Origin of the sequence: Planococcus sp. A6 (genome assembly GCF_028823615.1) — a bacterium.
Taxonomy (GTDB): Bacteria; Bacillota; Bacilli; order Bacillales_A; family Planococcaceae; genus Planococcus.
Genome location: NZ_JAPEHT010000080.1, coordinates 1 through 14,477 on the forward strand (window position 1 = coordinate 1; position 14,477 = coordinate 14,477).

Below are 14,477 nucleotides of genomic sequence, written 5' to 3' on the forward strand. Positions count from 1 at the left end.
GCGTTGCCAGCTAGAGCAGGCGACGCTTTTGTTCACTAGGTGATTCATATTCAAGAGGATTTCTTCGCATGCCCAGCGCGTTTCATGAGGAAGAATTCCAGCACCCGCTCCCGATTCCCTGAAACGGTCTTCAATTGCAAATCGATGTCCGCCAAATCGCCGAGCACTTGAAGCAATCGGGCTTCCGAAATCTGACGGCGCTTTTCCACCAACAGTTTAACGCGGTAAGGATGCGCTTTAAGCTGTTTGGAGATTTGCTGCGCATGATAGCCTTTTTTCTGCAGGTAATAGACATGCACCATGAAGCGGATCTGCGACGCCAGCAGTGCGGCGAGTGCGACAGGCTCTTCCTTTTGGCGCAGCAAGTCGTAATAGACGCTGAGCGCCGTCTGTATGTCCCCGTCGAGATAAGCCTGCAGCATCTTGAACGCATCCTGCTCGAGCGTCCGCGCCGTCATGTCTTCGATGAGCGCTTCTGTAATCTCCTCTTCTTCCGAGCCGAGGTACAAGGACATCTTCTCGATTTCTGATGCGAGCAAAGTCAAATTGGTGCCCGCCATTTCAATGAGCTTTTGCGCACTTTGCCGCTCCAATGTTTTACCATGGGATTTTGCCTCGTGCGCAATCCAGCTTTCCAGTTCATGCGGCTGCAGCGACTTCGCTTCGATAAGCACGACATTCTTTTTCATCAGCTTGACGATTTTTTTGCGTTCGTCCAATTTTTCATAAGGCGCAACAAAAACCGTCACGCTCGTCGCTGGGGGATTTTCGAGCCATGCTTCCAAGGATTTGAGGTCATGGTTGATCTTCTCTTTCCCGCGTTCCGCCGCTTTAAGGAACGCAGCATTGCGCGCGATGATCAGCTTGCGGTCGCTGAAAAACGGGATCGTGTCCGCTTCTTCCAACACATGGCCGACCGGCACTTCGTCCAAGTCGAAATTGGAGACATCCGTTTCCCCTGCTTCCGCCATTTGCGCTTTCAGCAATTCGATCGTCTTGGTGATGAAATAGCTCTCCGTCCCGACGATCAGGTAAACCGGATCGATTTTATCCGCGCGTATCGACTTCCAAATTGATGTAATCATACGTTTCACTCCCTCTGCCCTTAACTATACCGGATTTCGCCGCATCGGTCTGCCTCACAGGACAAGTCCGCTTTTGACAGTTGTGTGACGTCGGTCAAAATCAGCGGACATTGTTTAGTTCGATATGGATTTTTCGTTATCGTTCCCTTATAATAAAATCAACTAGGAGGGATTTTCAATGAATGAATTTGAACAGAACGTTCAGTCCAAACGCAACGATGCCATCGATGCAGGGATGGGCTTCGTCGTTTCCTTTGGTTTCTTCGCACTTATTTTCATCATCGCTGGCGTCGTACAATTCGTAGCCCGCTGATTACAAAAAAAGCTCCGGCATAGGCCGGGGCTTGTACTTTATTTTCTGCTGGCGTCAACTGTCATGTGCCCATCTTCGATCGTCATGCGGATGGTCCCGTTTTCAGCCGTCGACAAGAGCCGTAGACCCAATTCGCCAAAACGCGCCGTCACTTCTGGGCTTGGATGCCCATAGCGGTTGTCGATCCCTGCTGAAACGACTGAAACTTGCGGACGCAAGGCTTCCAGAAAAAGTTGTGAGCTCGATGTTTTGCTTCCATGATGGCTGACTTTCAGGACCGTCATGTCGGCTAGTTGTTCACTGTAACGCTCCACCACCCCAGATTCGCCTTCACTTTCCAGATCTCCCGTAAAGAGGAATCGCTGCCCCTGATGCTCCATCAGCAACACCAGTGAATCGTCGTTGCCTTCATATAAATCATCTACCGGCGATAAATACGAAAATTGCGTTTCGCCCACTCGCCAGCCTGCACCGCTCATCGGCAATTCCACACGCGCTTCACGGGCTGACGGGGCGAGTGCTGTCATCAAAGCATTTTCCTCTGATCCTGGCGTAATATGCAGACGCTCCACAGCCAGTTCTTCAAAGACCTCATCCGCCCCTTCAGCATGATCTGCATCCGGATGGCTCAAGATGAAAAGATCGATACTCGATATACCCCGCGCTTTCAAATATGGCACCACGGTTTGACGCCCCACTTCAAACGGGCGGCTCTTTTCCTGGAACGGCTCACCATCAAATCGCAAGACGCCCCCGGCATCGACTAAATACAGCCCTTTGCGATAAGGCAGCTCAATCAATGCGCTGTCGCCTTGCCCGACATCGATAAAACTGACGTGGAGCCTCGGATCGAGATAAGGCTTCATTGTCAGAAGTAATGCTGGAACGAGCAGGATGAGCAATAAACGCAGGCGGAAGCGTTTTTCCGCCCGGACAAAAAACAGCAGCACGCTGGCACCCATGAACCACAACCAGCCAGTAGACGGCCTGCCCGGCGTCCATACTTGACGGGGCAAGCCCGCTAAAGACGCAGTCAGCCCTTCAATCCAGCTGCGCAACGGCTCATAGGCCGCAAAAAGTACGGCATCGACGCCCAGCGGTAAAAAGCTCGCAGCCAATAAAATGAAATTTGCCGGTAAAACCAGCAGCGTGAACAACGGGACATAGATGACATTTACTAAAAAGGAGGATAGGGAGATTTCAAAAAAGTGGAATAGCAAAAGAGGATACAAACATAGCTGGGATACGGCCGTGACAATCAAGCCGCTTTTGATAAAAGAAGCCCCTTCCATCAGTTTCAGCGAGGCGATGATCCCGAAACTTGCCCCGTAAGACAATTGAAAGCCGATATCCTGCAGCAGGCCGGGGTCGATCCATAAAAATAAGATAAAGCTCGCCGATAAGGCTTGAATGGCCGACACATGCAGCCCAAAAAGCCGAGCGGCCAACACGAAAACGACCATGGCGCAAGCTCTTAGGACCGATGGGGCAGCTCCCGCCATCACGGCATACAAAGGCAGCACAATCAGCAATAACACCGTTGCGCTTTCTTTCCTGATCCGTAAGCGCAGCAATACAAAATAAATCATGCCGCTGACGATACCCACATGCAAACCAGAGATTGCAAAAAGATGGGTGATGCCAAGCGTCCGCTGGATCCTGGCTTGCTCTGCATCCATGCCGCTGCGATCCCCGAGCAACAGCGCCTGGGCTTCTGCTGTCAACGATTGGGGAAAGGACGACTCAATGTGTTCAATCAACCCGCTGCGTTGCCTGGCCAAACGGGCACGGAAACCTATGCCTGGTGTCGTCGAATCGAGCGTTTCGATTTCAAGCATGCCAGTTGCATTATGGCGCTGCAGATAGCCCGCCATATCAAACGCGTATGGATGGGCAGGCGGCTTCGGCTCCGTAAATGTTCCTATCACTTGCAGCGTCGCAGATGGGCCCAATGCCTGCAATCGCTGCTGTTCTTCAACCGATTGGATCCGGTAGCTCGCATAAATGATTTGGCCGGAACCAGCAGTCGCAAATCCAGACAGGCGGTCTCCATCGATGGATAGTTCATCGAAAACAAGCGCACCTTGAAAGCTTCCGGTTAACAAGGGCCCTTCCACCAAACGGGCATCGATATTAATGTAGGAAATCAATGACACCGCTAAAACGATTGCCAGCCAAACTCTACGCTCTTTCCGGTATATCATCCAGCAAAAAAGCAGCACCATGAGCAAAAGCTTATCAGCTGAGCCATGTGCTGCTTGTGCGGCAATTGCCACCGCAATTGCTGCATATCACGCTTCCGTTAAACAAGAAGTTCTCCAAATAATTCCTTCACCCGTTCTTTATAATGGGACAACTCTTCTTCGCTCGCCCCTTTTGCGCCAAGCTGTTCAATCAATTCCATATACAATGCCGTTTTCTCGACGCTGAGGAAATCGATTGTCCGTTCATCGAACATCACTTGGATCACTTCGACATTTGCCTGTTCCAGCAATTCGATGGCGTATTCGTGATTTTTGTAGTCAGCCGCATAATAGAGGCGTGAAATGCCTGCCTGGATAATGGATTTCGTGCATTGGAGGCAAGGGAAATGACTGACATACATATCGGCGCCGCTGACGCTGACACCGTATTTCGCGCATTGCAATAGTGCATTCATTTCCGCATGGATGGTCCGCACGCAATGGTTATCGACGACATAGCAGCCTTTATCGATGCAATGGTCCCCACCCGAAATCGAGCCGTTATAGCCCCCAGCCATGATGCGCCGGTCCCGGACAATCGTCGCTCCGACGGCCAGCCTTGTGCAAGTGCTTCTTAGCGCTAAAAGATGGCTTTGAGCCATAAAAAATTGATCCCACGTTATTCGCTTCATCTGATTGCCCCCTGCTGTTTCGTTAAATTAAGTGTAGCAGAGGCAGTTGTTTCGTCAAGGGCCGTCCGTCCTTACCTGACACGGACCAATTCCTTCAATTGTTCAAAGCTCTTTTCGCCGATGCCTGTCACGTCCATCAATTGCTCAGTGCTTTTGAAGGGGCCGTTTTCAGTCCGATGCGCCACGATGGCCGCTGCTTTAGCCGGCCCGATTCCAGGAAGTTCGGTCAACTCAGCTTCGGTTGCCGTGTTCAAATTAATAAGGCCCGGTTCTGCGCTGCCGCCAGGCGTTGCACCTGGCAGCTCAGAGCTTTCTTCGCCTTGTTTCGGCACATAGACCGCTGATTCATCCAGCACGATGACTGCCAGATTGATCGAGCGGCTGTCTGCTTCTGGCAAAAAGCCTCCGGCAGCTTCGATGGCATCGTTGATACGCGAACCGGCAGGCAACTCATACAGTCCCACATTTTGGACAGCGCCTTTCACGTCAATCATGACGCTTGTCGGGATCGACGCCTCGGTTTCTGCTGGCGGCGCTGTTCGGTAGTTTCAGAAGTAAGTTCGTCGAGGCTCGTGGCCTCAGGGGGTTCGTGCAGGAGAAAGAAATAGAGAAGCACCAAAATGGCGGCAAGCGGCACAACGACGCGACCGTATTTGGCAAATTGCGGAGAAATATTCAGTGGGCATCCCTCGTTTCCGCAGAAAGCAAACAGCTGAAGCTGTCTGAATTATATAATAACAACCGATCGGAAGTCCATCATTCCATGAAAAAACCCGCATATAAAAATATGCGGGTTTGGTGTTGCTGATTATTTTTTCGCGCGGAAAAAGATCCGTTCGCTTTCGTCATTAGGTGCATCCGCAGTGAAATCAGCAGTCACTGATTCCACCGTAAATCCGGCTTCCGTGAGCCATTCTTTGTAAACGTCAACCGGGAAAGTCCGTTGCTCATGCGTTTCTTCAAAGCGCTCGAACATCCAACCTTCACGCACGAAAAACGTTAAATCGTGAATGACACTGTGAGGCGCTGAGCCTTTTTCTGTGTGCCACATATAGGCAAGATCTTCCCCATCGTACACGAACGGGCTATGCATGAAAATCTCATCGACCTTGAATACCGAATGGACATCGAAAAAGAAATATCCACCCGCATTCAATGCCGCATACACCTGCTCAAATGTCTTTTTGACTTGCTCTTCTTTCGCTAAATAATTCAACGAATCGATCGCGATCGTCACGGCATCGAAGCCTTCCAAACCTTCCAGGTTGTCCATCGACAATTGAAGCACTGGAATATCCAGCGCCGATTCTTTGAAGCGCTTCTGTGCAACGGTAAGCATGTCAGCGGATAAATCACTCGCCGTCACGTCATAGCCGAGTTCAGCCATCAATTCAGACAGCACGCCTGTGCCGCACGCAAGATCGAGTACAGATCCAGAGCGCATCGTTTCAGCAATCCATTCCACATATTGTTCATATGGAATATCTTCCATCAAGTCGTCGTAAACTGCTGCAAACCGTCCGTAGTTCATACTTCGAGCTGCGGGGCGTCGCGCCATAGACGCTCTAGGTTGTAATACGAGCGCTCATCGCGATGGAAGACATGTGCCACGACATCGCCAAGGTCGACCAAGACCCAACGCGCTGCATCGAAGCCTTCAACACTTTTGACTTCATAGCCGGCTTCTCCGGCTTTCTCCATCAATTCACGGGCGATCGATTGTACTTGGCGATCCGAGTTCGCGCTGCAGATCAGGAAGTAATCCGCCAAAAGCGAAATACCTTCCATATTCAATACAACGATATCTTCTGCTTTTTTATCCTCTGCGGCTTGGTACGCCACTTGCAATAATGTATCTTTAGTCATTCTTCACGTTCCCTTTCTGTTGCTCAAAATGCTCGAGGCATTTCAAGGAATCCGGATAAACCGGCTGATTTTTTGATGCGAGAAATTCGATCGATTGCCGGATTGAGGCTTCCATCAAGCGGTCAAGGCCATCGTGTTTCATGGCTCTCAACCGGTCGACTTCCGGAAACTTGCGGCTCGGCTCGATCATGTCTGCAATGTAAATGATTTTTTCAAGATCCGACATGCCTGCACGCCCTGTCGTATGATAGCGGATCGCGTCAAGGATTTCTTCATCTTTGACTCCGAATTCATACTTGGCTACATACGCGCCTACCGGAGCATGCCATAATTCGTGATGATAGTCGAGCAATAACGGATCCATGCTTTCTTTTTCGATAATGCCGCGCATCCATTCACGGTCGGCGAACTTCACTACGTCATGGAGAATAGCAGCAATGCGCGCTTGTTCTTCCGGCACGCCGTAATGCTTGGCAAGTGCGACCGCCGTATTCATTACGCCCAACACATGGTTGAAGCGTTTTTCAGGAAGGCGTTCTTTGACTTTTTGGAGCATCAGGCTCGGGTCCATATAATCGCTCCTTCCGGATATAAGTTTCCACTTGTTCGGGAACGAAAAAAGTCAATGGCTTGCCGGCCACGACGCGCTCCCGCAGCATCGTCGAGGACAAATGCATTTCAGGGGAATCGATCATCATCACGGGATATTCGGTTTCAGCGATATAACCCGGCCGTCCGATGCCGACAAACTGGACCAATTCAGCCAGCTCGCCGATGCGGTGCCAAGTATGCAGGCTTTCGACCATATCGCCGCCGATAATGAAATAAAATTCACATTCTGGCTCCCGTTCGAGGAGCTTGACCATCGTCTCGTACGTATACGAGACCCCGCCGCCTGACACTTCGATGTCTTCAAGGCGGAAATGGGCCTGTCCCCCGATGGCCAGTCGTGTCATCTCGACACGCGTCTCTGTATCGATGCCGTTCGATTCCTTATGAGGGGCGATGGCATTCGGCATGAAACGCACTTCGTCCAAGCCCAGTGCATAATAGGCTTCATTCGCCATGATCAAATGGCCGAAATGCGGCGGGTTGAACGTGCCGCCGAGAATGCCGATTTTGCGTTTATTCACGGAAGCTCAATCCGCTTATTATTGACGGACGCTTTGTACAAAACGACAGTATGGCCGATCAATTGCACCAATTCCGCTTTTGTTCCCTCTGCCAGATGCTTGGCCACTTCGTGCTTGCCGTCTTCATTATTTTGCAGAATGCTAATTTTTACGAGTTCGCGTTTTTCAAGGGCTTCCCCGATCTGTACGAGCATCGCTTCATTGACGCCGCCTTTTCCGACTTGGAAAATCGGGTCCAAATGATGCGCTTCACTTCTTAAAAAACGTTTTTGTTTACCTGTTAACATGATTTCCTCCTAATTTTTCCGTAATCAATTGAATCATTTCTTCTGTATCCGGACGGATGCCTGTCCATTTTTCGAATGCGATGGCGCCTTGGTTGACGAACATGCCGACGCCGTTCAGCACCAGGCAGCCTTTCGCTTTTGCTTCTTTCAGAAATGGCGTTTTAAGTGGGTTGTAAATGATGTCCGCAACGACTGAGCCGCTTCCGAGATGGGTCATTGACAGCGGCAACGCTTCTTCGGTCAATCCGACAGAAGTCGTCTGGACAATCGTAGCGAATTCGCTCAGGTTCGCTTCGGCATCAGCCAGCACCATCGCCTTGCTGCCGGTTTCATCCGCGAGTTCTTGCGCCCTGCGAAACGTTCGGTTGGTGATGGTGATATTGCTGAATCCGGCACGCGAGAGCGCAAAACTGATGCCTCTTGCTGCACCGCCCGCACCGATCACCAGCAATGCACGATCTTTATCGACAGGGTAACTCAATAGCGAACGGACAAACCCGTCGCCATCTGTATTGAATCCTATCAAACGCCCGTTTTTATTTGCGACTGTATTGACCGCATTCATGATGCGTGCCGTGTCGTCCAGCTCATCCAATAACGGGATTGCCGCCTGCTTGTGGGGCAAGGTGATATTAAACCCGCTGATGCCAAGCAATTTCATCGAATGAAACGCCTCTTCCAGCTGTTTCGGTTCGACATGCACCGGGATATAAGAAGCATCGATGCCGTGTTTTTCGAACCAATGATCGTGCATAAAAGGCGATAATGAATGGGAGATCGGATCTCCGATGACCGCATACCATTTCTTCATTGTAAAACCTCCTATATAAGCGACGGGCGGACGATGACTTCTACCCCTTTTGGTGCGTGGGCTGCGATCGTCACGTCATCATGCTGGACCGTGATCCAGCCGAGCCCGGAAAAGACGATATCTGTCTTGCCTTCTTTGATGCGGAATTCATGGCGCACCAATTCAGGGAAATCTTCTTTATATTCAGCGGATGGCGGGGCAAGCATGCCACCCAGGTGCTGTTCATATAAGTCATCTGCGTTATCCAATTTGGTCCGGTGGATGTTCAGTGAATTAGCGGCATGTACCGTGAACGATGAACGTTTACCGCTAATGAAATCGAAACGTGCCAACCCGCCGATGAATAATGTCTGTTCCGGATTCAGTTGGAACACACGCGGCTTGATCTCTTTTTTCGGCATGATCGCCTTCAGGTCTTCCGTGTGCAAATGATGTGCTAACTGATGATGGTTGATGATGCCCGGTGTATCGAATAGCGAGCGCTCATCATCAAGCGGGATGCCGATCATATCAAGCGTCGTGCCAGGGAAATGGGAAGTCGTGATGACATCCCCTTCGCCTGTCGCCTGTTTGATGACACGGTTGATGAATGTCGATTTCCCGACATTCGTACAGCCAACGACATATACATCGCCGCCGTCACGGTATTGTTCAATCGCATCCATCGCTTCTGCGACGCCGGTTCCTTTATGGGCGGAAACAGCTAAAATGTCAATCGGGTTCAAGCCCAATTTACGCGACTCCTGCTTCATCCAATTGATCAATTTTTTCTCTTTGACCGATTTCGGGAGCAAGTCCGCTTTGTTGGCGATCAACAAAATCGGGTTGTTTCCAACAAAGCGGTGCAAGCCCGGAAGCCAGCTGCCGTTAAAGTCGAAAATGTCAACGATCTTTACGATCAGTCCTTTGCGTTCCCCAAGGCCGTTCAAAATACGCAGGAAATCGTCATCCGTCAAGGAAACCGGCTGCAATTCGTTATAGTTTTTCAAACGGAAGCAACGCTGGCAAATAATTTCTTCTTTATCGAGCGAAGACGGCGGCGCGTAGCCGATATCGTCTTTCCGCTCTGTTTGGATCTGTACACCGCAACCGATGCAATATGGCATTTCTGTCAATTTTCTTCCTCCCACATCAATTGTCCTTTTTCTTTCAATCTCTTCATGATCCGTCGCTCGACCATCCGGTTGAAACGCGTAAAGAAGCCGTCCGATTGCGCGACCGGCAACACCAGGATCGTATGAAGCTTATTGCGGTTTCCGCCAAAAATGTCGGTCAGCATCTGGTCGCCGATGACGACGACTTGTTCGCGCTTGACGCTCATGATTTTCAGCGCTTTGCGGAACGCTTTGCCCATCGGCTTTCTCGCCTGGTGAATGAACGGGATGCCGAGCGGGTCAGCGAATGACTTCACGCGCATTTCATTATTATTGGAAACGATGACCACTTGAATTCCAGCATCTTTCATCGATTTCAGCCATTCGATCAATCGCGGCGTCGCTTCAGGGCGGTCCCATTCGACCAATGTATTGTCCAGGTCGGTGATGATGCCAAGTACCCCTTTTTCTTTCAATGACTCAGGTGTAATGTCAAAAACTTCTTTAACGTATTGCCTTGGAATAAAATATCGATACACACATAACAACTCCTGTTTCTAGGGACTTAAGTCCATTGATTATACCATATATGCAAGGGGTTCTCCCACCTTGACACGGTCGCCGTCATGGATTTTCGCATCAAATTGAAGATGCTCACCTTCAAAGAATAAAGCGACCGTTGAACCGAAGCTGAAATAAGCGACTTCCTGGCCTTTTTTCCATTCCTTTCCGAACTCCTTCAATTCGATGGAGTTGACATACATCGCACCGACTTTCACGACCAATACGCGGCCATGCGGCGTCGTGCCGCTGATCGGCGATTTCCCGTATGTCAGCCCAAGCCGGTTGACCGGGTAGGATTTTTCGCCAAGCATATATTGCTTCACGACTCCGCCGTCTGCCGGACTGTGGATGCGGTGGTAATCTGCGGGCGACAAATAAAGAATCGCATATTGGCCATCCAGGTAGCGCTTCGCCGATTGCTTGCTGCCGAGCAGTTCAGCGAGTGAATATTCGATGCCTTTGACCATGAACTGGCTATCGCCTTGAATAGCGCCATGGATCTCGAGGCGACCGTCGACCGGAGATACCAGTCCGGCATCGGCAATCGGCCGCGCGTCTACTTTCAAACTGCGCGTAAAAAAGTCATGTAAACTCGTGTATTCGCCGCTCGGCCGCTTAATATCGCCGAGTTCAATTTTATAAGCATTGATGAATCCAGGAATAAGCTTTCGGCTGATTGCTGATTGGGCAAAGCGTTTCAACGCAGCAGAACTGGTTTTTCCATTGCCCAATTCGATCATCGATTGGTATAGGCGTTTTTTCATGCTTGCACCTCCGTCGTTAAAATAGTCTACCATTTTTTGTCGATTCGCAGTATAATTGACGAAAGCCTATCGAAAAAAGGAGCGCTTGCATTGATATTGATCGACAAAATGGACCACACCATTAAACGGCTGAAAAGCCAGGCAGCCAACACATTGACAATCGGCAATATGGTGTTCGGCGGCGCCTCATTAATGGCGACTTTGAACGAATACTACAGTTATAGTGTGCTGTTTATTTTTATCGCTGCATTTTTGGATCGTTTTGACGGCATGGTCGCGAGAAAGTACGATCAGGAATCCGAACTCGGCAAACAACTGGATTCCATGGGGGATATCATTTCGTTCGGCGTGGCACCGGCATTGCTGATCCATCAGCTCGCTTTACAGGATTTCGGGCTGGCCGGCATGGTGTTCACCGTTATCTATATTTCATGCGGCGCATTCCGCTTGGCACGCTTTAACATTACTGAATCAAATGGTTATTTCACCGGCTTGCCGATCACCGCTGCCGGAACTGTGCTAACTTTGTCATATTTCGGGTTCGGCCATTGGTCGCCCGCTGTCTATATGTTCATCCTATTGTTCTCTTCACTATTGATGATCAGCACGTTTTCATTACGGAAAGTATAAAAGCTGAGGGCTTGATGCCCTCATGCTTTTTTGCTTGTTTTGGGATGAAATTTCTTTTATATGCGCTGGAGCATCTTTTCGATGACGCGCAAGACAATTTCCGTCGAGTGCTTGGCGGCAACCGGGAGGAATTCATCGAACGAGACCGAGGATTCCTTGCCGGCGATATCCGACAAGGCGCGTATGACGACAAACGCCGTATCGTATTGGAAACAGACTTGCGCGACGGCAGCCGCTTCCATTTCCGCTGCTTTCATCTCTGGAAACTGCTGTTTCACCAATGCCACACGTTCGGGATCGCTCATGAACGAGTCGCCTGTTGCAATAAGCCCGACGGCATGTTGGTGTTCACCAATCTCATCAACCGCTTGGACCGCCAATTCGATCAATTCCTTATTGGCGATATAGGCAGCCGGCATTTGCGGCACTTGCCCGAGCTCATAGCCGAACACTGTCGCGTCGACATCGTGATGGCGCACTTCATCCGAAATGACCACTGCGCCGACTTCCAACTCCTCATCAAATCCGCCTGCAGACCCAATATTCAAGACGAGATCCGGCTTGAACTCCTGCATCAGGATCGTAGTCGTCATCGCCGCATTGACTTTACCAATTCCGCTTTTCAACAGGATGAGTTCTTGCCCTTTATATGTACCTGTCGTGAATTCGCTGTTGGCGATTTCACGGACAGATGTGTTCGCTAATTGATTACGCAACAATTCTACTTCTTCTTCCATTGCGCCGATTACTCCGATTCTCATTATATCCGCTCCTTACATCCATGATTACGCCGGAAAAACGGCGCCCTGTTAATAGGCGCCGTCCAGCGTTTTGAGTACATCCATTTTCTCAGGTTTCCAACCTTCACCGTCTACCCATTCAAGGTAAACGCGGTACTTCTCGGATTGGTCTTTCGACTGGACTGTCGCGATGGATTTTTGCGGCCCGCCGCCATTTTGGACCATCATGACATACATATCATTCTGGGACAAACCGGTAGCATAGGTGACCGCTTCAATTTTTTCGTTCCAATCAACCGAGTTTTTCTGGTATGAAGAAACATGGTCGCCGCTTTGGCTTGTGCCGACAGGCTCCCAGCTGGTGTTGACGATGGTTTCACTGACGATCGGGTCGTTGGACTCTTCACGTGTAATGGTACCGCCTTTGGTTTCTTCTTCTTCCTCTTCTTCTTTTTCTTTTTCTTCAGCTTCTTTTTTAGCTGCAGCTTCTTCTTCAGCCTTGGCTTCTTCTTCAGCCTTGGCTTCCTCTTCAGCTTTCTCTTCAGCCTCGAGGTCGTTTTCTTCTGCTGTCACTTGCGGATCGTCATCGCCGCTCGTTTGGCTCTCTGTTTCCGGCGTTGTTTCTGCCGATTCAGGATCTGCTGAATCGTCGCCGCCTCCGAATAGCAATGTCGCCCCGATGATAACCACCAAAGTAAATACTAAAGCGATCATGATATTCAGGATGGAATTCGAACGATTTTTATTGTTCTTATTCTTATTCAAACGAGAGGGATAAGATTTTTCTTCGTTAGACATGCAATGCCCCCCTTTACTATTATTTTATCATATTTAGCCCATGACAAATTTGACGTTTCAACTAAAGTTTTGTTTCATCCATCAAAAAAACAGCCACTCCCAAAGGAATGGCTGGGTGCATCAATTGATCGAAACGATCTTGACTTCCATTTCCCCGCCTGGCGTCAATACTTTCACACGGTCGCCAACAGTGCGGCCAAGCATGCTTTTGGCGATTGGCGAGTCGTTCGAAATACGCCCTTCCAACGGGTCTGCTTCTGCAGAACCGCAACGATTGTATAGGCTTCTTCTTCGCCGTCTGGAATTTCCATAAACGTTACTGTTTTCCCGAGGCGCACGACATCGTTGCCGGCTTCCTCTTCATTTATAATTACCGCATTGCGGATCATGGATTCCAATGTAGAAATGCGCCCTTCGACAAAGGCTTGGTCTTCCTTGGCGGAATCATATTCGGAGTTCTCGGACAAGTCACCGAAACTTCTTGCGACTTTAATGCGTTCCACCACTTCTTTGCGTTTGACCGTTTTCAAATAATCCAGTTCATCTTCCAACTTCTGCTTTCCGGCAGCTGTCATCGGAAATTGTTTATCGTTTGCCATACTCTTCCCACTCCTTCAACTGCTGACTATGGATGCGCTAACACCCGTCAGTCTCGTATCATTCTATTATAAATTTCCAATCTATTCAAGAATTGTTTTAATTTTTGTAACCATTAGATCAATTGCGACTTCGTTTTGGCCGCCTTCCGGGATAATGACGTCTGCATAGCGCTTCGTCGGCTCGATGAATTGATTGTGCATCGGGCGGACGACCGTCAAATATTGCTCGATGACCGAGTCGATCGTGCGGCCGCGCTCATTGATGTCCCGCATCAAGCGGCGAATGATGCGAAGGTCCGCATCGGTATCGACAAATAGCTTAATGTCCATCAACTCACGCAGTCGCTCATCTTCCAAGACCAGGATGCCTTCAAGAATGATAACATCTTTCGGGTCGATCACAATACTTTCTTCTGCACGGGTGTGCAACGCGTAATTATAGATCGGCTTTTCGATCGCACGCCGTTCGAGCAATTCGTTGACATGCTTGATCAATAGATCCGTATCGAAAGCGAGCGGATGGTCATAGTTGGTCTCGAGGCGCTCTTCAAACTCGAGGTGGCTTTGGTCTTTATAGTAGTAATCCTGCTCGATGACCACCACGGAATGTTCTTTGAAGACTTCATAGATGGAATTGGTGACACTGGTCTTGCCTGATCCTGAACCGCCAGCGATGCCGATGACGACCGGTCTGTTTTTAGACATATACGTTAACTCCTTGTGTTTCGATTTTCATTTTTTCTTGCAGACGAGAAGCCCATCGCCGACTGGTAAAAGCTTGCAGTCGAACCCGGGATGCCCGTCCATGGTTTCACGGAACGAGCGGATGTTGCGGATCATGGTGCGTTTGCGTCTCGGCACTTCTTTAATTGGTTGTTCTGCCATGCCATGCATCGACATATTATCGCAATAAATGAT

The 14,477-nt window shown here is 49.7% G+C and carries 18 protein-coding genes and 2 pseudogenes; 2 read left to right on the top strand and 18 right to left on the bottom strand.

All coding sequences use genetic code 11. From position 1 onward, the window contains the following. Positions 1 to 50: 50 nt before the first annotated feature. Positions 51 to 1,085: a DNA polymerase III subunit delta gene (holA, locus tag ON064_RS12230; RefSeq protein WP_274624983.1), complete on the bottom strand. Its 1,035-nt coding sequence runs from the start codon at positions 1,083 to 1,085 to the stop codon at positions 51 to 53. 178 nt (positions 1,086 to 1,263) lie between these two features. On the opposite strand from holA, the gene ON064_RS12235 reads away from it, so the two are divergent. After that, on the top strand, positions 1,264 to 1,398 hold the full coding sequence (locus tag ON064_RS12235; protein ID WP_082799234.1) for a YqzM family protein: 135 nt from the start codon (positions 1,264 to 1,266) through the stop codon (positions 1,396 to 1,398). A 38-nt stretch (positions 1,399 to 1,436) separates the two neighbouring features. Here the strand turns inward: ON064_RS12235 and ON064_RS12240 are convergent, their stop codons facing one another. The 12 genes from ON064_RS12240 to ON064_RS12295 all read right to left on the bottom strand — a co-directional run bounded on the left by ON064_RS12240 (position 1,437) and on the right by ON064_RS12295 (position 10,792). Then, positions 1,437 to 3,674, bottom strand: coding sequence for a DNA internalization-related competence protein ComEC/Rec2 (locus ON064_RS12240; protein WP_274624984.1), 2,238 nt, complete (start codon positions 3,672 to 3,674; stop codon positions 1,437 to 1,439). Between the two features lie 26 nt (positions 3,675 to 3,700). Continuing rightward, on the bottom strand, positions 3,701 to 4,273 hold the full coding sequence (locus ON064_RS12245) for a ComE operon protein 2 (protein WP_058380948.1): 573 nt from the start codon (positions 4,271 to 4,273) through the stop codon (positions 3,701 to 3,703). A 71-nt stretch (positions 4,274 to 4,344) separates the two neighbouring features. Continuing rightward, positions 4,345 to 4,737: a helix-hairpin-helix domain-containing protein gene (locus ON064_RS12250; protein ID WP_274624985.1), complete on the bottom strand. Its 393-nt coding sequence runs from the start codon at positions 4,735 to 4,737 to the stop codon at positions 4,345 to 4,347. Between the two features lie 344 nt (positions 4,738 to 5,081). Further along, positions 5,082 to 5,804 carry a class I SAM-dependent DNA methyltransferase gene (locus ON064_RS12255; protein WP_274624986.1) on the bottom strand — a complete coding sequence of 241 codons (723 nt, stop codon included), beginning with the start codon at positions 5,802 to 5,804 and terminating at the stop codon, positions 5,082 to 5,084. Beyond that, on the bottom strand, positions 5,801 to 6,139 hold the full coding sequence (rsfS, locus tag ON064_RS12260; protein ID WP_121300052.1) for a ribosome silencing factor: 339 nt from the start codon (positions 6,137 to 6,139) through the stop codon (positions 5,801 to 5,803). Before rsfS ends, ON064_RS12255 begins: the two co-directional genes overlap by 4 nt. Beyond that, positions 6,132 to 6,710, bottom strand: coding sequence for a bis(5'-nucleosyl)-tetraphosphatase (symmetrical) YqeK (gene yqeK, locus ON064_RS12265; RefSeq protein WP_274624987.1), 579 nt, complete (start codon positions 6,708 to 6,710; stop codon positions 6,132 to 6,134). The genes rsfS and yqeK overlap by 8 nt, the downstream gene beginning before the upstream one ends. Beyond that, a complete protein-coding gene (locus tag ON064_RS12270; protein ID WP_274624988.1) occupies positions 6,664 to 7,272 on the bottom strand; it encodes a nicotinate-nucleotide adenylyltransferase in 609 nt (202 codons plus the stop codon). Before ON064_RS12270 ends, yqeK begins: the two co-directional genes overlap by 47 nt. Beyond that, positions 7,269 to 7,559: a ribosome assembly RNA-binding protein YhbY gene (gene yhbY, locus ON064_RS12275; RefSeq protein WP_274624989.1), complete on the bottom strand. Its 291-nt coding sequence runs from the start codon at positions 7,557 to 7,559 to the stop codon at positions 7,269 to 7,271. The genes ON064_RS12270 and yhbY overlap by 4 nt, the downstream gene beginning before the upstream one ends. Further along, complete coding sequence (gene aroE, locus ON064_RS12280; protein WP_274624990.1) at positions 7,546 to 8,370, bottom strand: shikimate dehydrogenase; 825 nt, start codon at positions 8,368 to 8,370, stop codon at positions 7,546 to 7,548. The genes yhbY and aroE overlap by 14 nt, the downstream gene beginning before the upstream one ends. 11 nt (positions 8,371 to 8,381) lie before the next feature. Beyond that, the gene (yqeH, locus tag ON064_RS12285) at positions 8,382 to 9,485 is read right to left on the bottom strand and encodes a ribosome biogenesis GTPase YqeH (RefSeq protein ID WP_058380955.1); all 1,104 of its coding nucleotides are present in this window, start codon (positions 9,483 to 9,485) and stop codon (positions 8,382 to 8,384) included. After that, on the bottom strand, positions 9,482 to 10,012 hold the full coding sequence (locus ON064_RS12290; protein WP_370668411.1) for a YqeG family HAD IIIA-type phosphatase: 531 nt from the start codon (positions 10,010 to 10,012) through the stop codon (positions 9,482 to 9,484). Before ON064_RS12290 ends, yqeH begins: the two co-directional genes overlap by 4 nt. Before the next feature lie 30 nt (positions 10,013 to 10,042). After that, positions 10,043 to 10,792 carry a phosphatidylserine decarboxylase gene (locus ON064_RS12295; protein WP_274624991.1) on the bottom strand — a complete coding sequence of 250 codons (750 nt, stop codon included), beginning with the start codon at positions 10,790 to 10,792 and terminating at the stop codon, positions 10,043 to 10,045. 108 nt (positions 10,793 to 10,900) lie between these two features. Here ON064_RS12295 and pssA point away from each other — a divergent pair, with 108 nt between their 5' ends. Beyond that, positions 10,901 to 11,422: a CDP-diacylglycerol--serine O-phosphatidyltransferase gene (gene pssA / locus ON064_RS12300; protein ID WP_407951617.1), complete on the top strand. Its 522-nt coding sequence runs from the start codon at positions 10,901 to 10,903 to the stop codon at positions 11,420 to 11,422. 56 nt (positions 11,423 to 11,478) lie between these two features. On the opposite strand, the gene mtnN is transcribed toward pssA, so the two are convergent. From mtnN to ON064_RS12325, 5 genes and pseudogenes are all read right to left on the bottom strand, one after another. Beyond that, on the bottom strand, positions 11,479 to 12,183 hold the full coding sequence (gene mtnN, locus ON064_RS12305; RefSeq protein WP_101190192.1) for a 5'-methylthioadenosine/S-adenosylhomocysteine nucleosidase: 705 nt from the start codon (positions 12,181 to 12,183) through the stop codon (positions 11,479 to 11,481). Positions 12,184 to 12,231: 48 nt separating this feature from the next. Continuing rightward, the gene (locus tag ON064_RS12310; RefSeq protein WP_274624993.1) at positions 12,232 to 12,960 is read right to left on the bottom strand and encodes a YrrS family protein; all 729 of its coding nucleotides are present in this window, start codon (positions 12,958 to 12,960) and stop codon (positions 12,232 to 12,234) included. Between the two features lie 120 nt (positions 12,961 to 13,080). Continuing rightward, positions 13,081 to 13,559 (bottom strand): annotated as a pseudogene (greA, locus tag ON064_RS12315) (transcription elongation factor GreA). A gap of 81 nt (positions 13,560 to 13,640) precedes the next feature. Beyond that, a complete protein-coding gene (gene udk / locus ON064_RS12320) occupies positions 13,641 to 14,264 on the bottom strand; it encodes a uridine kinase (RefSeq protein WP_058380962.1) in 624 nt (207 codons plus the stop codon). 27 nt (positions 14,265 to 14,291) lie between these two features. Next, positions 14,292 to 14,477: pseudogene (locus tag ON064_RS12325) on the bottom strand (SAM-dependent methyltransferase); the annotation flags it as partial.